22 protein-coding genes and 1 pseudogene are annotated in these 21,897 nt (G+C 71.5%); 17 read left to right on the top strand and 6 right to left on the bottom strand.

Translation table 11 applies throughout. From position 1 onward, the window contains the following. The first annotated feature begins 43 nt into the window (after positions 1-43). The 9 genes from ACGFYV_RS02115 to ACGFYV_RS02155 all read left to right on the top strand — a co-directional run bounded on the left by ACGFYV_RS02115 (position 44) and on the right by ACGFYV_RS02155 (position 8,882). Positions 44-523 (top strand): carboxymuconolactone decarboxylase family protein, encoded by a 480-nt coding sequence (locus tag ACGFYV_RS02115; RefSeq protein ID WP_393876404.1) that lies wholly within the window; start codon positions 44-46, stop codon positions 521-523. Positions 524-754: 231 nt separating this feature from the next. After that, positions 755-2,089: an MFS transporter gene (locus ACGFYV_RS02120; protein WP_393876405.1), complete on the top strand. Its 1,335-nt coding sequence runs from the start codon at positions 755-757 to the stop codon at positions 2,087-2,089. Positions 2,090-2,290: 201 nt separating this feature from the next. After that, entirely contained in the window at positions 2,291-2,740 is a 450-nt protein-coding gene (locus ACGFYV_RS02125; protein WP_393876406.1) for an SsgA family sporulation/cell division regulator, read from the top strand. Between the two features lie 156 nt (positions 2,741-2,896). Further along, positions 2,897-3,475, top strand: coding sequence for a Dps family protein (locus ACGFYV_RS02130; RefSeq protein ID WP_393876407.1), 579 nt, complete (start codon positions 2,897-2,899; stop codon positions 3,473-3,475). Positions 3,476-3,590: 115 nt separating this feature from the next. Continuing rightward, a complete protein-coding gene (locus tag ACGFYV_RS02135; RefSeq protein ID WP_393876408.1) occupies positions 3,591-4,463 on the top strand; it encodes a LysR family transcriptional regulator in 873 nt (290 codons plus the stop codon). Positions 4,464-4,814: 351 nt separating this feature from the next. Then, a complete protein-coding gene (locus ACGFYV_RS02140; RefSeq protein ID WP_393876409.1) occupies positions 4,815-5,231 on the top strand; it encodes an ester cyclase in 417 nt (138 codons plus the stop codon). A 105-nt stretch (positions 5,232-5,336) separates the two neighbouring features. Next, the gene (locus tag ACGFYV_RS02145; RefSeq protein WP_393876410.1) at positions 5,337-6,026 is read left to right on the top strand and encodes an ArsR/SmtB family transcription factor; all 690 of its coding nucleotides are present in this window, start codon (positions 5,337-5,339) and stop codon (positions 6,024-6,026) included. Positions 6,027-6,296: 270 nt separating this feature from the next. Continuing rightward, entirely contained in the window at positions 6,297-7,604 is a 1,308-nt protein-coding gene (locus ACGFYV_RS02150) for an MFS transporter (RefSeq protein ID WP_393876411.1), read from the top strand. Positions 7,605-7,844: 240 nt separating this feature from the next. After that, on the top strand, positions 7,845-8,882 hold the full coding sequence (locus tag ACGFYV_RS02155) for an NAD(P)-dependent alcohol dehydrogenase (protein WP_393876412.1): 1,038 nt from the start codon (positions 7,845-7,847) through the stop codon (positions 8,880-8,882). Between the two features lie 42 nt (positions 8,883-8,924). On the opposite strand, the gene ACGFYV_RS02160 is transcribed toward ACGFYV_RS02155, so the two are convergent. Further along, complete coding sequence (locus ACGFYV_RS02160; protein WP_393876413.1) at positions 8,925-9,446, bottom strand: GNAT family N-acetyltransferase; 522 nt, start codon at positions 9,444-9,446, stop codon at positions 8,925-8,927. On the opposite strand from ACGFYV_RS02160, the gene ACGFYV_RS02165 reads away from it, so the two are divergent. Both ACGFYV_RS02165 and ACGFYV_RS02170 read left to right on the top strand, forming a co-directional pair. Continuing rightward, a complete protein-coding gene (locus ACGFYV_RS02165) occupies positions 9,445-10,035 on the top strand; it encodes a helix-turn-helix domain-containing protein (RefSeq protein WP_393876414.1) in 591 nt (196 codons plus the stop codon). The two genes, ACGFYV_RS02160 and ACGFYV_RS02165, sit on opposite strands and share 2 nt — an antisense overlap. Then, entirely contained in the window at positions 10,032-11,249 is a 1,218-nt protein-coding gene (locus ACGFYV_RS02170; protein ID WP_393876415.1) for an MFS transporter, read from the top strand. The genes ACGFYV_RS02165 and ACGFYV_RS02170 overlap by 4 nt, the downstream gene beginning before the upstream one ends. A gap of 62 nt (positions 11,250-11,311) precedes the next feature. On the opposite strand, the gene ACGFYV_RS02175 is transcribed toward ACGFYV_RS02170, so the two are convergent. Next, entirely contained in the window at positions 11,312-11,743 is a 432-nt protein-coding gene (locus ACGFYV_RS02175; protein ID WP_393876416.1) for an ester cyclase, read from the bottom strand. Between the two features lie 375 nt (positions 11,744-12,118). Here ACGFYV_RS02175 and ACGFYV_RS02180 point away from each other — a divergent pair, with 375 nt between their 5' ends. Continuing rightward, complete coding sequence (locus ACGFYV_RS02180; protein ID WP_393876417.1) at positions 12,119-12,337, top strand: hypothetical protein; 219 nt, start codon at positions 12,119-12,121, stop codon at positions 12,335-12,337. Between the two features lie 367 nt (positions 12,338-12,704). After that, on the top strand, positions 12,705-13,148 hold the full coding sequence (locus tag ACGFYV_RS02185) for a VOC family protein (RefSeq protein WP_393876727.1): 444 nt from the start codon (positions 12,705-12,707) through the stop codon (positions 13,146-13,148). Positions 13,149-13,181: 33 nt separating this feature from the next. On the opposite strand, the gene ACGFYV_RS02190 is transcribed toward ACGFYV_RS02185, so the two are convergent. Further along, the gene (locus ACGFYV_RS02190; RefSeq protein WP_393876418.1) at positions 13,182-14,072 is read right to left on the bottom strand and encodes a 3-hydroxyacyl-CoA dehydrogenase NAD-binding domain-containing protein; all 891 of its coding nucleotides are present in this window, start codon (positions 14,070-14,072) and stop codon (positions 13,182-13,184) included. 276 nt (positions 14,073-14,348) lie between these two features. After that, positions 14,349-15,194, bottom strand: coding sequence for an SDR family oxidoreductase (locus tag ACGFYV_RS02195; RefSeq protein WP_393876419.1), 846 nt, complete (start codon positions 15,192-15,194; stop codon positions 14,349-14,351). A 90-nt stretch (positions 15,195-15,284) separates the two neighbouring features. Between ACGFYV_RS02195 and ACGFYV_RS02200 the strand changes: the two genes are divergently transcribed. Continuing rightward, positions 15,285-15,875 (top strand): TetR/AcrR family transcriptional regulator, encoded by a 591-nt coding sequence (locus ACGFYV_RS02200; RefSeq protein WP_393876728.1) that lies wholly within the window; start codon positions 15,285-15,287, stop codon positions 15,873-15,875. Between the two features lie 180 nt (positions 15,876-16,055). On the opposite strand, the gene rox is transcribed toward ACGFYV_RS02200, so the two are convergent. Next, positions 16,056-17,483 (bottom strand): rifampin monooxygenase, encoded by a 1,428-nt coding sequence (gene rox / locus ACGFYV_RS02205; RefSeq protein WP_393876420.1) that lies wholly within the window; start codon positions 17,481-17,483, stop codon positions 16,056-16,058. A gap of 577 nt (positions 17,484-18,060) precedes the next feature. On the opposite strand from rox, the gene ACGFYV_RS02210 reads away from it, so the two are divergent. From ACGFYV_RS02210 to ACGFYV_RS02220, 3 genes are all read left to right on the top strand, one after another. Further along, complete coding sequence (locus ACGFYV_RS02210; protein WP_393876421.1) at positions 18,061-18,558, top strand: hypothetical protein; 498 nt, start codon at positions 18,061-18,063, stop codon at positions 18,556-18,558. Between the two features lie 88 nt (positions 18,559-18,646). Next, the gene (locus ACGFYV_RS02215; protein WP_393876422.1) at positions 18,647-19,588 is read left to right on the top strand and encodes a LysR substrate-binding domain-containing protein; all 942 of its coding nucleotides are present in this window, start codon (positions 18,647-18,649) and stop codon (positions 19,586-19,588) included. Between the two features lie 526 nt (positions 19,589-20,114). Beyond that, the gene (locus ACGFYV_RS02220) at positions 20,115-21,164 is read left to right on the top strand and encodes an LAETG motif-containing sortase-dependent surface protein (protein WP_393876423.1); all 1,050 of its coding nucleotides are present in this window, start codon (positions 20,115-20,117) and stop codon (positions 21,162-21,164) included. A gap of 312 nt (positions 21,165-21,476) precedes the next feature. On the opposite strand, the pseudogene ACGFYV_RS02225 reads toward ACGFYV_RS02220, so the two are convergent. Further along, positions 21,477-21,659 (bottom strand): annotated as a pseudogene (locus tag ACGFYV_RS02225) (SpoIIE family protein phosphatase); the annotation flags it as partial. Positions 21,660-21,897 lie beyond the last annotated feature (238 nt).

Genomic DNA, 21,897 nt, shown 5'->3' on the forward strand with positions numbered 1-21,897 from the left:
AACACGACAGGGGAGCCGTACCGGCCCCCGGAGGAGTCCCAGGTTGAGCACCCACACGACCGGGTCCGCGGCGCAGCGGATCTTCATCGACAAGCAGAGCCCCGCCGCCTACCAGGCACTCGTGGCGACCTCGGAGGCGGTCCGCACGGTCGCCGCCGAGGCGGGACTCGACCGGCTGCTCGTGGAACTGGTCAACCTGCGCGTGTCGCAGATCAACGGCTGCGCCTTCTGCCTCCACGTCCACACCCGGGCCGCCCTGCGCGCGGGCGAGACCACGCAGCGGCTCGGCGTGCTGGCGGCCTGGCGGGACACCGAGGTGTTCACCCCCGACGAACGCGCCGCCCTCGCGCTCGCCGAGGCGGCCACGGACCCCGCCGACGCGGCGCTGCAGGAGGCCGCCTACGACACGGCCCGCGAGGTGCTCACCGACGACCAGGTCTCCGCCGTGATCTGGGTGGCGATCACCATCAACGCGTTCAACCGGGTCTCGATCATGAGCAAGCATCCGGTACGGCCGCAGTAGGCGGAGCGGCAGGCAAAGCGGGCGGAGCGGGCGGATCAGCAGACGGGGTGGGCGGCGTTCACGATCATCTCGCACAGAGATGACTGACATCCGCAGCCATCGCGGCGAACAGGGAAGCGGAGCGCGGTGGCGAGTGCTGTTCACGGGTGAGAGCGGCGAGGAAGCCGCTCGATCAACGCCAGGCACTCCACCGAGCCGGTCCGACCGGCTCCCGCTCCGAAGAAGGTCCCCGTGTCCCGGACATCCGTATTCCGGACCTCGCCCCAGCGCACGACCGGCACTCCAGGCACGACCGGCACCGAACGCACGACCGGCACTCCAGGCACGACCGGCACCGAACGCACGACCGGCACTCGACGCACGACCGGCACCCAGCCCGCACCCGGCGTGCCGGGCAGGCTGATCGCGCTGCTGGCCGTGGCCTCCGGCATGACGGTCGCCAACCTGTACTACGCACAGCCGCTGCTGTCCTCGCTGCGCGAGGTCTTCCACACCAGCACGGCGGCCGCGGGCTGGCTGATCACGCTCACCCAGGTCGGCTATGTGATCGGCATGCTCTTCCTGGTCCCGCTCGGCGACCGGCTGGAGAAGCGCGGCCTGATCACCGCCCTGCTCACGGTCACCACGATCGCCCTGCTGGCGGCCGGGCTGGCCACGACCTTCCCCATGCTGCTGATCGCGTCCCTGATCAGCGGCGCCACGTCGGTCGTCGCCCAGATCCTGGTCCCGTTCGCCGCGGGCCTCGCGCCCGACCACGCGCGGGGCCGGATCGTGGGCCGGGTGATGAGCGGACTGCTCGCCGGGATCCTGCTCTCCCGCACCGTCAGCAGCCTGGTCTCCGACGTCGCCGGCTGGCGCGTGGTCTACCTCGGCTCCGCCGTCCTGATGGCCGTGCTCGCCGTCGCCCTGCGCGCGGCCCTCCCCCAGCACGCGCCGACCACGACGATCCCGTACGCACGCGTCCTGCACTCCACCCTCCGACTGGTCCGCACCCACCCCGCGCTGCGGCGCCGCGGCCTCTACCAGGCGGCGATGTTCGGCGCCTTCAGTGCCTTCTGGACCACGATCTCCTACGTTCTCACCGGCCCCGGCTACCACTACTCCCCCATCGGTGTCGGCGTCTTCGCCCTCGTCGGAGCCGCCGGTGCGGCCGTGGCCCCGCTGGCCGGGCGCTGGGCCGACCGCGGGCTGACCCGGTCCATGACCGGCGCCGCGTTCGCCCTCGCCGTCCTGGCCTTCGCGCTCGCCGGTCTCGGCCGCCACCACATCGTCCTGATCGCCCTCGCCGCCATCCTGATCGACGTGGCCGTCCAGGCCACCCTCATCCTCGGCCAGCACACCATCTACCAGCTCGATCCCCACGCCCGCGCCCGCCTCAACAGCGCCTTCATCGCCACCTTCTTCCTCGGCGGCGCCCTCGGCTCCCAACTCGGCTCACTCACCTACCACTCCGGCGGCTGGGCCGCCCTGACGACCCTGGGCGCGGCGCTGCCCCTGCTCGCGCTCCTGTACTGGCTCACCGAGTACAGGAAGGCGAAAGGAAGCACGGCCCGTGACGCCGCGTAGGAACACGCCCGTCCCGGTCACTGTCGCACGTCACAGGGCGCGACGGTGGCCGGGTTCCCTCGCCGACAACACGTCCTGCGCTCGTCGGCAATCCGGCGCCCCGGGACCGCCGTACGGTCGTCGGCGACGCAGGGCCGGGCCGTCAGAGCCCGGACAGACGAACGAAACCTCAGGCGACAGTCGCAGACAGGAGGCAGCAGCATGCGACATTCTCTTCCTCCGTCCGATGCCGCACATCGAGGCTCGATCGTCTTCCGGACGCGGATGCGGGTGACCGTGGACGAGGAACTGCCGGTACCGCTCCCCGCCGAACTCCGCTACGCGACGACCGATCCCTACGCCGTGTGCCTGTCCCTGGGCGCACCCTCGGCTCCCCCCGTCGACTGGTTCTTCGCCCGCTCGCTCCTCTCCGAGGGGCGCCGCCGGCCCGCGGGAGAGGGGAACGTGGTGGTGTTCCCACGGCACGGGTGCCATCCGGACTCGCTCCGCATCCTTTTGAGGACGCGTCACGGGGCGGCCCTCCTGGAGGTCAAGGCCGCCGCCGTCACCTCCTTCCTCGCCCGCACCGACGCGCTGGTGCCGCCGGGCACGGAACACCGGCACATCGATCTGGACGGCATCGTGGAACGGCTGACGGCCGACAGCGAGTGAGTCACCGGACGCGCCGGAGTGCGGGCCGGGGCATACGGCGCCCGGCCACCGGTGCGCTCACGGGCAGCACTGTATGCACTCCCGGACAACGCGCCCCGAGCCCGCCCGCCTAGCGTCACCGGCGTACGCAACGCACGGCATCCCAGGAGGCCCGTCATGACCACCAGCTCCAAGCCCTTGAGCCACAGCCAGCCGTGGCTGCACCAGAAGGGCGAGGTCATCCAGGAGTTCGGGACCGTCAAGCAGTTCCCCCTCGGCCTGTCCTACGAGGCGCGCATGTACTCCTGCCAGCGCCTGAACAAGGTCCTGGCGGACACCCAGATCCTCTACGGCCTCTACAAGAAGCACCACTGGCTCCTGCGCGGCGCCACCTTCTACCAGTTGCACCTGCTGCTGGACAAGCACGCCGGCGAACAGCTGGAGCTGGTCGACACGCTCGCCGAGCGCGTGCAGACCCTGGGCGGCGTCGCGGTCGGCGACCCCCGCCACGTCGCCGAGATCACCTCGATCCCGCGTCCGCCGGACGGCGTCGAGGAGGTCCCGGCCATGCTCTCGCGGCTACTCGAAGCCCACGAGACCATCCTGATCGACGCCCACGACGCGGCCACCCGCACCGCCGAACTGGGCGACGACGGCACCAACGACCTGATGGTCTCCCAGATCATCCGCACCGGCGAACTCCAGGCCTGGTTCCTGGCGGAGCACCTCGTCGACACCCCCCTCGTGCGTTCCTGACGCGAGGCGGGGCCGCCTCGGCGCCCGGGTGTCCCCGCCCGTACCCGCCCCTCCGCATACCATGCAGCGAAGATCGTTGCCCTGCGGAGGGGCGCCGCGTCACCGGGAGCGACTGATGGATCTGCGGCAGATGGAAGTCGTCGTCGCGGTGGCGGACGCGGGTGGGTTCACGGCGGCGGCGAGGCGGCTGCACGTGGTGCAGTCCGCCGTCTCCGGCACGGTCCGCGCCCTGGAGCGCGAGCTGGGCACCGCGCTGTTCACGCGGACCACGCACCGGGTGGCGCTCACCCCGGCCGGTGAAGCGTTCGTCCCCGCGGCGCGAGCGGCCCTGCGCGCCGCCGAACTGGCGCGCGAGGCGGTCGACGCGGCCAAGGGGGAACTGCGCGGACAGGTCACCGTCGGCATCATGCAGGGAGTCTGGGCAGGCCTGCACCGCGCACTGGCCGCACTGCGGTCGGAGCACCCGGGCGTGGTGGTCAAGCTGCGGCAGGCGGCGGTGACCGACATCCGGCAGGCCCTGCGCGAGGGCACGGTGGACCTGGCGGTGGTGGCGCTCGACCGCCAGCAGCAGCGGGGGCTCGTGAGCCGGCTGCTCGCCCGCGAGGAGATGCTCCTCGTCGCCTCCCCGGAGCGGGACCTGTCCGCCGTGACCGGCGCCGAGGGCGCCGTCGAACCGGAGGCGCTCGCGCGTCTCCCCCTCGTGGACTTCGCCCCCGGCTGGGCGATCCGTCACGCCGTCGACCGGGCCTTCCGCGCCGCCGGCGTCGACCGCGGCACCACCTTCGAGGTGAACGACGTCATGGCCGCGTCCGAACTGGTCCGAGGCGACCTGGGCGTCTGCGTGATGCCCCCGTCCATCGCCGACCGCTTCCCCGACCTGACGACGCATCGGTTCGCCCGGCACGCGCCGAACTGGAAGGTGATGGTGGTCCATCCTCCGGGCCAACTGTCCCCGGCGGCCACGGCGTTGCTGCGACACATCACCTGACGGCCGAGTCGGTTCCGGCCTATTGCTTGCGAGCCCCGAACCTGCGGAGCACGACGACAGCGAGTCCGGCGAGAGCGGCGATCGTGATCACCGCGGCGGTCCTGGCACCCAAGTCCATTGCCCCGAGCATGCGTTTCCCCCTCGGCTCGTGTTCTCACGTGGGACAACCATGACAGGTTTTCCCGGGCTCGCCCCCCGGGGCCGCTGTTCTTGAGGATCTTCTGAGGCTGCCGCTCCAACTCGTCTGCCGGGCAATGGAGGCCCTGCCGCGCAGACATGCCGGGGGCGGATGGGCGGTGTACGGTCGCATCACGGCGTAGGTGCGTGGACGAGATGCGCCCGAGGAGTCTCATGTCTCAGCAAACGAACATCGCCGCACAGACCGCGTTCGGAGAGGCCGTCGTCACCGACGATCTCAAGGCACTCGACGAGATCGTCGCGCCCGGCTCGATCGATCACGATCCCGCCCCGCGACAGGCACCGGGCCCCGAGGGATACAAGGCCATGTTCGGCGAGTTGCGGACCGCCTTCCCCGACTTGCACCTCGAGGTGGAGCATCTGATGGCGACCGACGACGAGTTGGCCTTCGCCTACACCATCACGGGGACGCACATGGGACCACTCATGGGGCACCCGCCGACCGGCCGGACGGTGAGCTACCGAGGCATGCAGATCAGCCGCTTCGACAGCGACGGCAAGCTCGTCGAACGCTGGGGCAGCAGCGACGAACTCGGCATGCTGCGCCAACTCGGCCTCACTGACGTGTGACCCCGCGAGCGGTGGATACCGGTACGTCCACCCCGCCGGAGGCGGGCGAGGCTGCCCCCACGCATCGGGCCGCGCCCTGCGTCGTCTACGATATTCCATGGATTCATGGAGGATGTCGTGGCGGGAAACACCAGGGCCGGCGCGAAGGCGCGGCTGTACGACGCGTTCGCGGCCAGCGGTAAGGCGCTGGCCGGCGGAAAGCGTCTGGAGCTGCTCGATCTGCTCGCGCAGGGCGAGCGCACCGTCGACGCCCTGGCCAAGACCGCGGGACTGAACCTGACGACGGCCTCCGCACATCTGCAGACCCTCAAACAGGCCGGATTCGTCGCCACCCGCCGCGAGGGCGTACGCATCCACTACCGGCTCGCCGGCGACGACGTGGCCCAGTTGTTCGCCCTGCTGCGCAAGGTCGCCGAGGCCCACCAGGCCGCCGTACCCGCGGCACGGGACGCCTACCTCGGCCCGGACGACGCGACAGAGGTCACACAGGAGGAACTGCGCGCCCGCGCGGCGGCGGGAGACGTCGTCGTCCTGGACGTACGGCCGGTGGAGGAGTACCGCTCCGGGCACATCCCGGGAGCGGTGTCCATCCCGGTAGGCGAACTGGCCCACCGGATCGACGAGTTGCCCGAGGAGACCGAGATCGTCGTCTACTGCCGGGGCGAGTACTGCGTGCTCGCCCACGACGCGGTACGACTGCTCACCGGCCGCGGGCGACGGGCCATCCGCCTCAACGACGGCATGCTCGAATGGCGCCTGGCCGAACTGCCCGTCGACGTCGGGGACATGGAGTGAGCCGCGACGGCGCGACCGCGCGTCCGAAGAGGTCCGGGCATCCGGACGGGCAGCGGCCCGGCTCCCGACACCGCCAGGCATCCCGCGTCGCCGCGCCGGCACGCCACCACGCCCCCGGCTTACCGCATCCCGACTCTGCCTGACGCCCCCCGCCTCTACGCCCCCGACAGCCCACTTCGTTCCGCCCTCACCCGCGCCGCGCCCCTCGTGCCCGTGGACACCTCCCCCATGCCCGGGACCGGTGGGAGGGCGGCTCCACCCGGAGGATTCATGACCAGCACCGCACCAGTCGGTACGACGGGCTCGATACCCGGCGTACCCGACGCCGTCCACGCACAGCGCCGTGTTCTGCGCGTCCTGGTCGCCTCCCAGATCCTCAGCGGGGCCGGACTGGCCGCGGGCGTCACCGTGGGTGCCCTGCTCGCGCAGGACATGCTCGGCACCACCAGCCTCGCCGGGCTGCCCAGCGCCCTGCTCACCGGAGGATCGGCACTCGCCGCCGTCCTCGTCGGCCGGGTCTCCCAGGCCCGCGGGCGCCGGCCCGGTCTGGCGGGCGGCTATCTCGGCGGAGCCGTCGGCAGCGCCGGTGTCATCACCGCCGCGGTACTGGACAGCCCCGTGCTGCTGTTCCTCTCGTTGTTCGTCTACGGCGCCGGTACCGCCACGAACCTCCAGGCCCGTTACGCCGGAGCCGATCTCGCACAACCCGCGCACCGTGCCCGCGCGGTGTCCACCGTGCTGGTCGCCACCACCCTCGGCGGGGTCGCCGGACCCAACCTGGCCGCACCCACCGGCGACTTCGCGAAAACCCTCGGCATGCCCGAACTGGCCGGGCCCTTCCTGCTGTCCGGCGCCGCCTACGCGCTGGCCGCCCTCGTCCTCGCCGTCTGGCTGCGGCCCGACCCGCTGCCCCTCGCCCGCACCCTTGCCGCCGCCGAGCAGGACGCCACCGTCACCGCCACAGCCACCACCGCCACCACCACCGCCCGCGCCGACGCGACGTCGGGAAGCAGCCCCGTTCGGGGCCTCCGGGGCGGCGTGGTCCTCGGCGCGCTCGTCATGATCCTCACCCAGCTCGTCATGGTCGCGATCATGACGATGACCCCGGTCCACATGCACGACCACGGTCACGGCACCGCCGCCTCGGGCCTCGTCATCGCCATCCACATCGGCGCGATGTACCTGCCCTCGCCGGTGACGGGCTGGCTCGTCGACCGGTACGGCCGTATCAAGATCGCCGCCGCGTCCGGGCTCACCCTGCTGGTGGCCGGCGTCGTCGCGGCCACCGCGCCCGGCGACTCCGTCGCGCTGCTCGCGCTCGCCCTGGCGCTGCTGGGACTCGGCTGGAACCTGGGGCTCGTCTCCGGTACGGCGATCATCACCGACACCGTGCCGCTCGCGACCCGGGCCAGGACCCAGGGCATGGTCGATGTGTCCATCGCGATCGCCGGCGCCACCGGCGGTCTGTCCTCGGGCCTCGTCGTCGCCGCCGCGAGTTACCCCGTCCTCGCCCTGTCCGGCGGCATCGTCGCCCTCGCGATCCTCCCCGCCATCGCCGCGACCGCGAGCAACCGCTGAAGCACCCCCCACCCCAGAGACACTGCCCCAAAGCCCTCCGAAGCCATCTGAACCCGTCCGAAGTCGTCCGAAGTCGTCCGACAGGTGACGCGAACTGGATGCGGGACGACTCCGGACGTTCGAGGATGGGAGTGTGACGCCCGCCGGACGCACGCTCTGCCGCTCCTTCCGCGGCCCGCGTCACCTCCTGGTGGACGTCGGCGGCGTCCGCGACCGACCCGGCTCACATCGAGGAGTGCCATGCGGGCTTTCCAACTCGTCCGAGCGCAGGAACCGCCCGAGTTGCGCGAGGTGCCGGTGCCCGAGCCCGGCCCGGGGCAGGTTCTGGTCAAAATCGGGGGTGCGGGTGCCTGCCACTCCGATCTGCACATCATGGAGAACCCCTCACCCGGCGGCGGCACGCGGCTGCCTTTCTCGCTCGGCCACGAGAACGCGGGCTGGGTGGAGACACCCGGGCCGGGGGTGAGCGGGTTCGCGCCCGGAGATCCCGTGATGGTCTACGGCGCCTGGGGCTGCGGGGTGTGCGTCAACTGCCGTGAGGGCCGGGAGAACTACTGCCAGGAGGGCATGCACCAAGGCGGTGGCCTGTCCGGCTACGACGGCGGGATGGCCGAGTACCTGCTCGTCCCCGCGGCACGGTTCCTGGTCCCGCTGGGCGACCTCGATCCCCGGGAGGCCGCACCGCTCAGCGACGCGGGGCTGACCAGCTACCACGCCGTCAAGCGCTCGCTGCATCTGCTGGGTCCCGGCTCGACCGCGGTGGTGATCGGGGCGGGCGGTCTGGGCCAGATGGCGATCCAGTTCCTGCGGGCGCTCAGCGCGGCGACCACCGTCGTCGCCGTGGACAGCGCCGCCGGCAAACTGGAGACCGCCAGGCGCATGGGCGCGGACGAGGTACTGCTCGCGGGCGACCAGGCGGTCACCCGCATCAAGGACATGACGCGGCAGCAGGGCGCGGAGCTGGTGCTGGACATGGTCGGCGTGGACGCGACGCTGCGGACGGCCGCCCAGGTGGCCCGGACCCTCGGCCATGTGACCATCGTCGGTATCGGCGGCGGCGCCCTGCCCGTCAATTTCCTGAGCCCGCCGCACGAGTGCTCGGTCGCCTCACCGTACTGGGGCTACATCCCCGAACTGATGGAGGTGATCACCCTGGCCCGGCAGGGGAAGGTCACGATGCTGGTCGAGCACTTCCCGCTGGACCGCGCCGCCGAGGCCTACAGGCTGCTGCACGAAGGAAAGATCAAGGGACGGGCGGTCATCACCCCGCACGGGTGAGCGCACGTCCGTCGGGCCCGGACCCCGCGACACGGCGGCAGCTCAGTCGAGCCGCAGCCGCATGAGCGTGAGGTCGAGCCAGCGGCCGAACTTGGTGCCGACCTCGGGGACCGTGCCGACGACGTCGAACCCGAAGCGCTCGTGCAGCCGGATCGACGCGGCGTTCCCGGCTTCGATGCCCGCGATCATGACGTGGTGGCCGGCTTCGCGCGCCGAGGCGATGAGGGCCTCCAGAAGGACGGAGCCGATGCCGAGGCCGTGCCGGTCGGTGCGGACGTAGACCGAGTTCTCCACCGTGTGACGGTAGCCGTCCAGTTGCCGCCATGGTCCGTAGACCGCGAACCCGGCCACCTCGCCCTCCACCTCGGCGACGAACGCCGAGCCGCGCTCCAGGTGGGCCGCCAGCCACGCGGCGCCTTCGACGGCGGACTGCGGGGTCTGCGTCCACAGGGCCGTCGAGTGCTCGACGGCGTGGTTACGGATCGCGCGGACCGCCTCCACGTCGTCCGGCCGCGCGGGGCGCACGGTGACGATCACAGAGTTTCTCTCGTATATTGGAGTCATGTCCAACATAGTAGATCCTCTGGTGGGGCAGATCGCCGCGCGCGTCCGCACCGAGCGGGAACGCCGTCGGTGGACCCTGGCCCAGCTCGCGGACGCCTCCGGCGTGTCGCAGGCCATGATCAGCAGGATCGAGCGCGGTGAGAGCAGTCCGACGGCCGTCGTCCTCGGCAAGCTGTCCGCCGCGTTCCAGCTCAGCGTCGCCTCCTTGCTGGCCCTGGCCGAAGGCACGCGGGACGAGCCGGAGGCAGGGGCGGGCGTACGCCGCCGGGACGGCACGGACGAATGGCAGGATCCCGGCACCGGCTACCGGCGCCGCCAGATCTCCGGCCCGCGCTTCCCCGCGGAGGTCGCCGAGATCCACCTGCCTCCGGGCGCCCGCGTGCCGTATCCGGCCGCCGCGTTCGCCTTCGTACGACAGATCGTCTGGGTCCTCGACGGCCGGCTGACCTTCCACGACGGGGACACGGTCCACGAACTCGGCGCGGGCGACACCATCGAACTCGGCGAACCGACCGAGCGCGTCTTCGCCAACACCACGGACAGCGAATGCCGTTACGCCGTCGTCCTCACCCGTGGCACACGGCCATGAACCCCGCCCTCCCCCGAGGCGGCACGTTCCTCCTCGCCTGCACGGCCGGAACGGCGATCGCGAACAACTACGCCATCCAGCCCGCGCTCACCGCGGTCGCCGCCGAACTGGGCGTCCCCCTCTCCGTGATCGGTCTCGTGCCGAGCGCCGCGCTCACCGGCTGCATGACCGGCTTCGCCCTGCTGCTCCCCCTCGCCGACCGTGTCGCCCCCAACCGGCTGGTGGCCGCACAGCTCGCGGCCCTGGCCGCCGCCCTCACCCTCGCCGCCCTCGCACCCGGCGCGGGCACACTCCTGGCCGCCTACCTGTGCATCGGCGCGTCCGCCAGTGTCGCGGCCCAGGCGAGCAGCATCGCGGGCCGATACGCCGCGCCCGGCCGGCGGGGCACCGGCGTCGCCGCCGTGGCCGCCGGGATGTCGGCGGGCATCCTGCTCAGCCGCCTTGCGGGCGGAGCCCTCGCCGACCTCCTCGGCTGGCGGCGGATGCTCCTCGTCTTCGCCGCCCTCGCCCTGCTCGGCGCGCTCGCCGCGGCCACGCTCCTGCCCCGGCAGCGCCCGCACTCCGACCGCGGCTACCGCGCCGCGCTCACCGAACTTCCCCCGCTGCTGCGCGAGTTCCCGCAACTGCGACGCGCCCTGGCCGCCGGCGGGCTGTGGTACTTCGCGTTCAACATCACCTGGGTCGCCCTCGCACTCGCCCTGGCCGAACCGCCCTTCTCCCTCGGCCCGACCGCCATCGGCCTGTACAGCCTGGCCGGGCTCCTCGGCATGGGCGTCCTCCCGCTCACCGGGCGCCTCGCCGACCGGCACTCCCCGTCGACCGTGATCACCATCAGCGTGCTGACCGCCGCGGCGGGTACCGCGCTGCTGGCCACCGGCCTGCACTCCCAGCCGGTGACCGTCCTCGGCCTCGCCCTCTTCGACGCCGGCTGCTTCGCCGCCCAGGCCGCCAACATGAGCCGGGTCATCGCCCTCGCCCCACTGCGCTCCGGCAGCCTGTCCAGCGTCTACCTGGTGCTCTACTTCACGGTCGGCGCCGTCGGGACCGCCCTGGCCCCGCCGTTGTCGATCGCCCTCGGCTGGCCGGGCACCGCCCTCACCGCCACCGCCGCACTCCTCCTCGCCGCCGCCCTCGGGCGCACCGGCGACCGGCAGCCGCGCGGCGAACGGGCCCACGGGACCGACCACGAGTCCGTCGCGGGCACGCGGAGGTGAGAGGCACGCCCGGAGGCGAACGGCGCGCCCGGAGGCGAGCGACGCGTCCGGCCAGCAGTGCCTCAGGGAAGCATGCCGAGCTGCCGCATCTGCGAGAGGACGTCCACGACCCCCCAGATCTCGGCGACCCGGCCGTCCGCGAAACGGAAGACGAACATCTCGCTGTAGGTGACCGACCTGCCGGTGGGCGCCATGCCCCGGTACTCGCCCAGATGAGTACCGGTGACCGTGTTCCTGGAAGCGACCTTGTCCCCCTCGGCGATCGCGTCCTCAAGAGCCACGTGCACGTCGGGGAACGCGCGCAGGAGCACCTCCCACACCTGCTTGAGCGCCTGTGCGCCCGTCGCCTCCATCGGTACCGGCGCGTGGAAGAGCACGTCGGGTTCCATCACCTCGTCGACGGTCCTGGCGATGATCTCCGCGTCGCCGGTGTTCACGGCGTCGTGGAAGCGGCGCAGCGGCGCCAGGTTGTCCGCTTCCCGCACTGTCGACATATGGTCAACCCCTCTGCCCTCGCCCGTGATTGCACACCGATGACGAGACGGCGCACCGCACTGTGACATCGCCGAACGCCATGTGCCCGAATCCGGCCCGAATCCGGCCCGAATCCGGGGAGCCTCACGGGCGATCGGGTCGGGCCGGAACTGTCCGAAGGACTCGCACGCCGTCCGGGACCAGGGCTCTCCGCCCGTCCTCCAGCGGCAGTTCAGCGTATGGTTGGCGGCGGGCGTGCCCCGGGCGCATGAGACTCCGGGTCCGGCCGCGGCGGAGCCATCAGGGTGGCCCCGGATCGTGTCGGGCAGCCGGGACGAAACGGGTTGACCGTTCTGGGGCACCGCGATCCCCTCCCCGGCGACAAGGAGCATTGCATGGCCACCGACCCGGTCACACGATTCCTGGCGGCCCTGGACCCGGAGCACCGGGAAACCATCGGTGCCAGGCCGCGTGAGGAGCAGGTACTGCTCGCGGCGGCGTGGGAACGCGAACTGGAATCGGACGACCAGCTCGACACCCTCGACGAGCTGTCCCCGCCGGCAGCGGAGGCGGAAGCGGCCCGCCGCGTCCTCGAACGCGAAATCGGCGCCTGACCGCTCCACCGGAAAACCGGTACATCGTCACCGGAAAGCCGGTACGTCATCTGCGAGTCCGTCGCGGCTGGTCGCTCCCCCCTCTCGACTTCGTTCCAGCGGGGGACGCCCATCGCGGCGGACCCGCACATCGATCCAGTCCCGTGCCGCTCCGGGGGCCCGCCGCTCCGGCGGCCGGAGTGGCACCGGCGCGGCGACGCCGTATCGTGGAGTGGTCCGACCGGCGCGCCGTCTCCGCCGACCCGGTGCGAGAGCCGCCTGAGACGTGGTCGAACATGCGCGGTCTTGTGTCCACCCCATCTGACGGGGTTTGCGCGACAACGCCGCTGCGGTACGCCAACACCCCCTTCACCAGGAGGGCTCCATGGTGGACATGCAACTCGAAGTCGTCGTGATCCCGGTCGCCGACGTGGATCGGTCGAAGGACTTCTACAAAGGGCTGGGATGGCGGCTCGACGCCGACTTCAGCGGCACCGACGGCCTGCGTGTGGTGCAACTGACGCCTCCGGGTTCCGAATGCTCGGTCATCTTCGGCGACCGTGTCTCCGCGTCCGCGCCGGGCTCCGCCGAGGGCCTGCACCTCGTGGTGACGGACATCGAGGCGGCGCGGGAGGAACTGGTCCGCAACGGCGCCGAGGTGAACGAGGTCTTCCACGACGCGGGCGGAGTGTTCCACCACGCGGGCACCGACGCCCGTGTGGCCGGTCCGCATCCCGAACGAGGCAGTTACGGGTCGTACGTCTCGTTCAGCGATCCGGACGGAAACGGCTGGGTGGTCCAGGAGGTCACCGAGCGGCTTCCCGGTCGGTGACCTCCTGCGGCTGACGGGACGGTCCGCCGCCGCTCAGTCGCGCGGGCCGTCCGCCTCCGGCGGCTCGGGCCAGCCCAGCGGCTTGAGCACGGCCCGGGTCCGCTCGTCACGGAGGCCGGCCAGGCGTTCGTAGGCGGCCTCGCCGGTGCCGTAGGTCTGCTCGACCTTGTCGAGGACGTCGTTCATCCCGGCCGCGTCCGGCTCGCCGATCTCGAAGGTCATCTGCGAGGCGACATGCTCGACGAGGTGCCGCATGCCCTCGGGGCCGCCGCCGAGGACGCCGCTCTCGAAGGGGCCGATCGTGGCCCACCGCAGGCCGAGCGAGGCCCGGACCAGGTCGTCGAGGTCCTTCACGTCGATGACGCCCTGCTGCACGAGGTAGGTGGCCTGGTCGTCGACAACCTTCTGGAGCCGGTTGCCGACGAAACCGGGGATCTCCTTCTTGAGCCGGATCGGCGTCTTGCCCAGCGCACGGTAGACCTCGGTCGCCCTGTCGACCGTCCGCGCCGACGTCTGCGGCCCGGGGACCACCTCCACCAACGGCATCAACTCCGGCGGGTTGAACGGGTGGCCGATGACGATCCGGTCGGCCGCCGGATTGCCCTGGGCGATGACGGACGGCAGCAGCGAGGACGAGGAGGACGCGAGCACCACGTCGTCGCGCGTGTTCGCGGCGAGCGTGGCGAACATCTTCTCCTTGACGGACACGCGTTCCGGCCCGGCCTCCTGTACGAAGTCCGCGCCGGAGGCGGCAGCGGCCAGGTCACTCGTCGAGGTCACGGAGAGGCCGGCGAGCTGCCGGTCCACGATGTCCCTCAGGTCAGGGCGAGGATCGCTCACGCGCACCTCCCAGCCGGCCGCGCCGAAGAGGCGCGCCCAGGACACTCCGATCACTCCGGCACCGACGATGGTCACAACGGCCACGAGGAGCCCCTCCAAGGGAACGCGAGCACCGATACGCCCCTTATACCCCTGATGTCACTGCTTCCGTGGGGCGGCGTGGCCGGTCCCTCGACCGGCGTAACGACTGGCCGGGCGCGATCCCGGGCCGACCGGTCGGGCGTACCCCCGGGCCGACCGATCGGAACGACGCCGCGCCGGAACGGCACCTCCTTCACGATTACTCCGGCAACTTTCGCGAGCGCTCCGGCGACCTTCGTGACTGCTCCGGCGACCTTCACGAGCGCTCTGGCGACCGCGTCACCGGAACGCCGGCAGGTTGCGCGCGACCCACGCACCGAAGGGCACGGCCGGGCGGTGCAGGACGGCCTCCACGTCGGGGCTGATTCCCTGCTCGGCGGGCAGCGGGAGGCCGAGCACGTCCAGGGTTCCGTCGATGACCTCCTTCGGCATGAACCGGGCCATGTGGGCATGCGCGTCCTCGCGCGACAGCTCCACGAAGGTCACCTCCTCACCCAGAGCCTCGGATATGACCTCGGCCTGCCGGCGCGGACTGATCGCTTCGGGGCCGGTCAGCTCGTACACGCGGCCCGCGTGTCCGTCCTCGCGCAGCACGGCCGCGGCGACCGCGGCGATGTCCGCCGGGTCGACGACGGGCAGCGCCACATCACCGAACGGGGCGACGACCGCGCGCTCGGTGCGGACCGTCTCGGCCCAGGCGAAAGCGTTGGAGGCGAAGCCGCCGGGCCTCAGGATGGTGACGTTCCGCCCGGACGCGCGCACTGCCGCCTCGAACTCCCGCAGCCGGGCGTGCGAGGGCGACTCCGGGCGGGTGGCACTGGCTTGCGAGGAGAGCAGGACGATCCGCTCGATCCCAGCCCTCGCCGCCTCGGCCAGCAGGGCGTCCGGGCTCTCTCCCCGACTGTCGAGTTCACCGCCCAGCAGCAGGAACAGGGCACGGGCGCCTTCGAGAGCCGGTCGCAGGCTCTTGGCGTCGCCGACATCGGCCTGGACCCACCGAACACCGGCCGCGGATTGTGCGGGCCGAGGCCGCCGCGACACGGCCACGACCTCCTCCCCCGCCTCGGCAAGCAGTTCCACCAACGTCCGCCCGATGTCGCCGGTCGCACCCGTCACTGTGATCACGATGATCCCCCCGAAGTGAGTTAGTTGCCTGACTTAGAATGTACAGGGAGTCACCGCGAGTTGTCTATAGTGAGTTGGGTGACCAACTCAGTGAATCGTCAGGCGCGGGCATCGCTGAAGCGCCGGAAGCTCACCGCGGCGGCGGCGCGGGTCCTGCACGAGCAGGGGGTCGAGCGCACCACCCTCGCCGACATCGCACGCGAGGCCGATGTCCCGGTCGGGAACGTCTACTACTACTTCAAGACCAAGGACGAACTGGTCCGGGCCGCACTGTCCGAGCACAGCGCGCACCTGGACGAACTCACCGACCGGCTGGACGAGTTGGCCGACCCGCGCGACCGTCTCAGAGCGCTGATCGAGGGGTGGGTCGGCCTGCGCGACGTCACCGCCCGGCACGGCTGCCCCACCGGCACCCTCGCCGTCGAACTCGACAAGCGCGCCGACGGAACCCTCGACGCGGAGGCCGGCGCGGTGATACGGCGGCTGCTCGACTGGGCCGGGAGCCAGTTCCGCGAGCTGGGCCTGTCCGACCCGGACGATCTGGCCCTCACCCTGGTCTCCGCCTACCAGGGCATGTCGCTCATGGCCAACGCCCTGCGCGACCCGGACATCATGAGCCGGGAAGGGGCCCGCCTGCTGCGCTGGCTCGACTCCCTCCCCGTTCCCGACAGGCGCGGTTGACCGCGGCGGCCACCGGCCACGAGCCGGCCGGGCCGCCCGCTCCCCCGGTCAGGCCCCCGCGCATTCGGTCAGCCCCAGCGCACTCCATCAGGCCCCGCGCACTCCATCAGACTCCGCGCACTCGCACAGGCCCCCGCGCGCTCAATCAGACTCCGCGCACTCGCACAGGCCCCCGCGCGCTCACACGGCGGAAGCGCCGAACCACTGCGGCAGTCGGCTCAGCAACTCCCGCTGATCCTCGCCGACCCACACCACATGGCCGTCCGGCCGCAGCAGCACCGCGGGCACGTCCAGTTCCTCGCTGACGTCGACGACGTGGTCGACCCGGTCCGCCCAGCCCTCCACCGAGAGCCGGCCGGTCTGGTCGAGGAGCAGGCCGCGTCCGCCGTGCATCAGGTCGTACAGGCGCCCGCGCTTCAGCTGCACGTCCCGCAGCCGTCGGCCGAGAAGTTCGTGGCCCTCGCCGACGTCGTACCGGACCCCGACCGCCGTGATCATCCCGGTGACGTACCGGTTCACCTCCTCGAAGTCCATCAGCTTCGTGAACAGCTCCCGCAGCGCGACCGCGCCCCGATCGGTGCCCAGCAGCGTGATCTGCGCGCGGGTGTTGTCGATCACGGCGGCGCCGACCGGGTGGCGTTCGGTGTGGTAGCTGTCCAACAACCCCTCGGGCGCCCAGCCGTCGACCGCCGCGGCCAGCTTCCAGCCGAGGTTGAACGCGTCCTGGATGCCGAGGTTGAGCCCCTGCCCGCCGGTCGGCGGGTGGATGTGCGCCGCGTCGCCGGCCAGCAGCACCCGGCCGACCCGGTAGTGCTCGGCCTGCCGGGTGGCGTCTCCGAACCGGGACAGCCAGCGCGGTGAGTGCACCCCGAAGTCGGTGCCCGCGACGGCCCGAAGCCGCTGCTTGAACTCTTCGAGGGTCGGTGCGACCGCCCGGTCGTCGGACACGCCGTCCGCGGGTACGACGAGGCGGAACACCCCGCCTCCGTTGGGGATGACACCGAACCGCAGCTGGGTCTTGCGCACTTCCGCGACGACGGCGTCGATCGTCGCCCGGTCCTCGGTCACCTCCATGTCGCCCAGCAGTGTCTCGACCGTGGCGGGCTCGCCGAGGAACTGGACGCCGAGCGCCTTGCGCACGGTGCTGCGGCCTCCGTCGCAGCCGACGAGGTAGCGCGAGCGCAGCTGTGTGCCGTCCGCGAGTTCGACGCTCACGCCGTCCTCGTCCTGACTCAGCCCGACCACTTCGCAGCCGCGCCGGATCTCGGTGCCGAGTTCGACGGCACGCTCGTTCAGCAGCCGCTCGGTCTGCGGCTGCAGGGTGCTGAGGCCGAAGGGGTGCGCCGTGTCCAGCCGCTCCGGCCAGGGCTTGACGATGCCGCCGAAGAGGCCACCGGCCTGGAACTTCTCACTGACCGCGAGGAACCTGTCCAGCAGGCCCCGCTGATCCATCATCTCGACGCTGCGCGCGTGCAGGCCGCGTCCGCGGGACTCCTGGGTCGGTCCGGTCAGCTTCTCCAGCACGACCACGTGCACGTCGTGCAGCCGCAGCTCGGCGGCCAGCATCAGGCCCGTCGGTCCGCCACCGGCAACGATCACGTCGATCATCAAACATCCCACTTCCGCAGTTCGGGCTTCGGCGGGCGATTCTGCGGCATCGACGGGGCCTTGTGGCAAGGCCCCCTGTGCGCTATAAGTTGAGAGTGGCAAGGAGTGGGTTCCCTCCTTGCCTTTGTCATGTGCGACGCCTTTGTTCTGTGGCGACGCCTCTCTCATGCGGCGACGCCTCTGCCGTGCGGTGCCCCTGCCGGTGTCATGCACCGCCCCCGTGACAGGTCCGCCTGACGACATCGCGGCTCGCGCGTACTAGATTGTCGCCGCCCACCGGCCTGGATTCACACAAGGGAACCCTCCATGAAGCGACCCGTCCTGTCCGTCATAGCCGTGGCCGCGCTGCTGGCCCTCGCCGGCTGCCGGTCCGGGACGGCGACCGGGCGTTCTGCCGGTCCCGTGGAGGTGGCCTCGCCCTGCGCCGGCCACAGCGCGAGCACCGGCGCCGGCGCCGGTCCGAGCAGCCCCTCCGCCAGTCCGAGCCCCTCCGTCGAGCCAAGCCCCTCCGTCGAGCCGATCCAGACGAAGATCGCATGGCGGGCGGAGGAACTGCCCGGGGGGGGGGTCGCTGCGCATGACGATCGGCGACGTCGACGCGGCACCCAAGGACTCCCGTGCCGTACGGCGCACCGACTACCGCGCTCCGGGCAGCCAGACCGAGTGCGACAACACCAGGATCGTCAAGGTGCGCGGCTGGTGGTGCGCCACCACGGTCTCGTCCATCGCCCAGGACGGTGAGATCGTGCTCGGCGGTGCGAAGCCACGCGCGAGGATCCACTCCGCCGGCTTCCGCACACGCTGCTCGGGCCACCCGCCGCGGATTCGCCAGCACTACGGGATCGAGCGGGACAGCTGGTCGGGCTGGCGGCCGTACAGCGAGCGCCGCCTCACCACCTGGACGTCCGGGCGGCGCCAGTCCCACGGGAAGGTGTCGGTGCCCTGCCCGGCCGGGCGGGTCGGCACGTACAACTACCGGCTCGCGGTCGCGGTGGAGGCCGAGGGTATCGCGGCCGATGACTCCCCGGCCGCGAGCGCCCCGATCCGCACGGACTGCGGCACAGGCGTCAGCTGAGGCCGAGGGGGCGGCGTCGGGCCCCTACCTGGGGGTTCTGTCGGCGCGCGGCTTTACCTGCGGCTTCGATTCGGGGTATTCATGGCGCATGCTGTTGCGTCAATTGGAGTACCTGAGTGCCTTGTCGCGCGAGGGCCACTTCGGTCGCGCAGCCGAGGCGTGCCATGTGTCCCAGCCCGCGCTGTCGGCGGGCATCCGCAAGCTCGAGACGGAACTCGGGGTGCGGATCGTGCTGCGCGGGCAGCGGTTCGAGGGGTTCACGCCGGAGGGCAAGCAGGTGCTGCACTGGGCCCACCGGATGCTCGCCGAGCAGGACGCGCTGCGTCACTCGCTGTCGAGCATGCGGGGCGGGCTGTCCGGGGTGCTGCGCATCGGCGCGGTGCCCACGGCGCTGCCGGTCGCGTCCCTGCTGACCACCCCGCTGCACGGCCGCCAGCCGGAGATGCGGTTCTCGCTGGAGTCGATGTCGTCGCGGGAGATCGTGTCCCGGCTGAACGAGTTCGACATCGACGTCGGCCTGACCTACGTGGACGGCGAGCCCCTGGGCAAGGTACGGACGGTGCCCCTCTACCGCGAGCGGTACCTGTTCCTGACCCCGCTGGACGGGGAGTTCTCCGGCCATGACTCGGTCAGCTGGTCCGAGGCCGCGTCGGCGCCGTTGTGCCTGCTGACGCCGGTGATGCAGAACCGCCGGATCCTCGACGGGCACTTCGCCGAGGCCGGCGCGGCGGCGAGTCCCGTGGTCGAGACCGACACCGTCTCGGCGATCTACGCGCACATCACCTCCATGGGGTTGTCCAGCGTCATCCCGCACGCCTGGCTGCACAGCTACGGCGTCCCCGAGGGCACCCGGCTGCTGACGCTGCCCCGGCCGGAGCGGTCCGTCCACGTCGGGCTGGTGCTGGCCGACCGCACCCCGGAGTCGATCCTGGCCGGAGCCCTGGTCGACGTGGCCCGCGAGATCGACATGGGGGGCGAGCTGGACGAGGTGATGCGGCGCCACGTGGGTGGTTCGCAGGTCCGCAAATGAAGAATTTGCGATGGCGATGTGGAGTAGGCGAACGATGACCTCCACACGGGTGTCGACCTCGTGAGCATCCCCCGACACCCGTGACACCGCGATCACGGTCGGCGCTGTAGGAAGTGACCCCGGTCGGGGTCAGGGCGCCTGCACTCCGGGGGGAGTCGAGCGGGCGCCGTCGTGCAGGGCCGGCTCGCACGTCCACGTGACGGGCTCCCTGTTCGCGAGGTCGGCCTGGGCGCCCACACGTGGCAGGGCGCCCAGGCCGCGCTTCCTCCCCACTCGCCCCTCCGCCCCACTCACCCCTCCGCCGGCCGCACGACCGCGCCCTGCTGGGACTCCTGGCGCCGACATCCCGAGTGCATTCAGGGACATATGACGATCCGCCACAGCGCACACAGGGGCAATCGAAACAATCACCTCACCAATGTGACCTAGGTCACACAAGCTAAGTGATCTTTCCGGACAACCCTTTTCTCATATGGCTGGTCGAATCTACGTAAAGATTTCGCCCACTCCTGTTGACGAGGTTCGCATGAAGCTTCGCCGTTCCCTGGCAGTCGCCGCCGCGACGGCCGCCATCACCCCGGCCGTCCTGCTGGCCGCGCCGACCGCCTTCGCGGACGACGACCCCAGCGCCTCGCCCTCTGCCAGCGTGTCTGCTCCCGCCGAGAGCGAGTCCGCGCCCTCCGGCCAGGAGTCCAGCCCGGCCGCCGGCGAGTCGTCCCCCGCGGCCGGCGAGTCCTCCCCGGCCGCGGGCGAGAGCTCCCCTGCCGCTTCCGAGTCCGCCCCCTCGAACCCGTCGACGCCGCCGTCGGCTTCGGCTTCGGCTTCGGAGTCCACCACCCCCTCGGCGTCTCCCTCCGAGTCGACGCCCCCGCTCGAATGCGACTCCGATGAGCCCTCTGTCGACGAGGACCTGACCACCGACCTGTCCGGGCTGCCCTCGAAGATCGTGGCGGGCAGCGGATTCCACAACTTCAAGCTGAACGTGGACAACTCCGGCGACCGTGCGTACCAGCGTGTCGACTTCGGTGTGTTCGCCGCTCAGGTGGACGAGAGCGACTACTTCATCGACACCAGCCACCTCACCCTGCAGTACCAGGACCCCGCCTCCGGCAAGTGGGTCGACATCTCCCTCGACGAGAACGACGAGGGCGCCGGCTACCTCGGCTACACCGACCTCCGGGCCCACGAGTCCCTCACCATCGGCCTGCGCCTGTCCGTGGACAAGACCGCGCCGGCCGGCCTCGGTTACGCCATCAGCATCGGCATGTACACCGACGACCAGGGCCAGTGCGTCTACTCCGGCGGCGACAGCTACTACGAGTTCGACATCCTGAAGGCGGGCTCCGCCCCCGGCGACCCCGGTGACGCCAAGCCGCAGGGCGGCAAGAAGCCGCTGCCGAGGCAGCCTTCCGGCAACACCGAGATCGACCCGCAGGGCCACCTCGCCCAGACCGGTTCCAGCTCGGCGCTCCCCCTCATCGCCCTGACCGGCGGTGTCGCGGTGGCCGCGGGCGCCGGTGCGGTCTTCGTGGTGCGCCGCCGCAAGGCCGCGGGTAACGGCGGCGCCACCGCCTGACCCCGGGCTCGCCCGCCGAGGCAGAGGTCCGCGCGACGCCGTCGGCGCTCGCGCGGACCCGCACGAAGCGGCGCCCGCCCTGCTCCTGGCCCGGCCGGGCCCGCCTCGGCCAGGCCGTACCTCCTGCCCGGCCGAGGCGGGCCAGAAGCGGGGCGATGTCGTCCCCTGAGGAGCAGTAGAGCTTGTCGAGAACCATGTCACAGGTCTCCTCGGGGGCCCGGGCAGCCCTTCCAGGGCCAGGCACAGGGCGTGGATTCCGACGTCGATGGAATCCTTGCGCGTCGCGACCAGCCCGTCGGCGTAGCGGGCCAGCAAGGCGCCCTCGGGCAGCTGCATCTCCAGTTCCTCGAACGGGACTCCTCCCACACCAACCGGCGCCGCGGTCGGCACGCCGATGAGCGTCGCCAGGCAGTCTGCCTGTACCAGCACGGGAGGCAGATGCCCGGCGCTGGAGAAGGCGCATGTGCCGCACCGGGGATCACACACGGCGTACACGCGGGTGGCGAAGGACTCGCTGAGTGTGGACGTGATCTCGGACTCCGACCAGACGTGGTCGTGCTCGGGGTCGACGGGGGTACGGCCGACGGTGCGCTGGTCCAGCGCGGGTCGGTGTCGAACACGGCGAGGCCGACCGGTGACCGGTCGATCGGCAGGTCGGACAGGGCCAAGTCGCCCTCGGCCCTGCCGACGTCGTCCGCGTCAGCGGCGAGGGTCAGGCCGAGCACCTCGCCCT

It is taken from the genome of Streptomyces sp. NPDC048297 (assembly GCF_043201585.1).
Classification (GTDB): domain Bacteria; phylum Actinomycetota; class Actinomycetes; order Streptomycetales; family Streptomycetaceae; genus Streptomyces.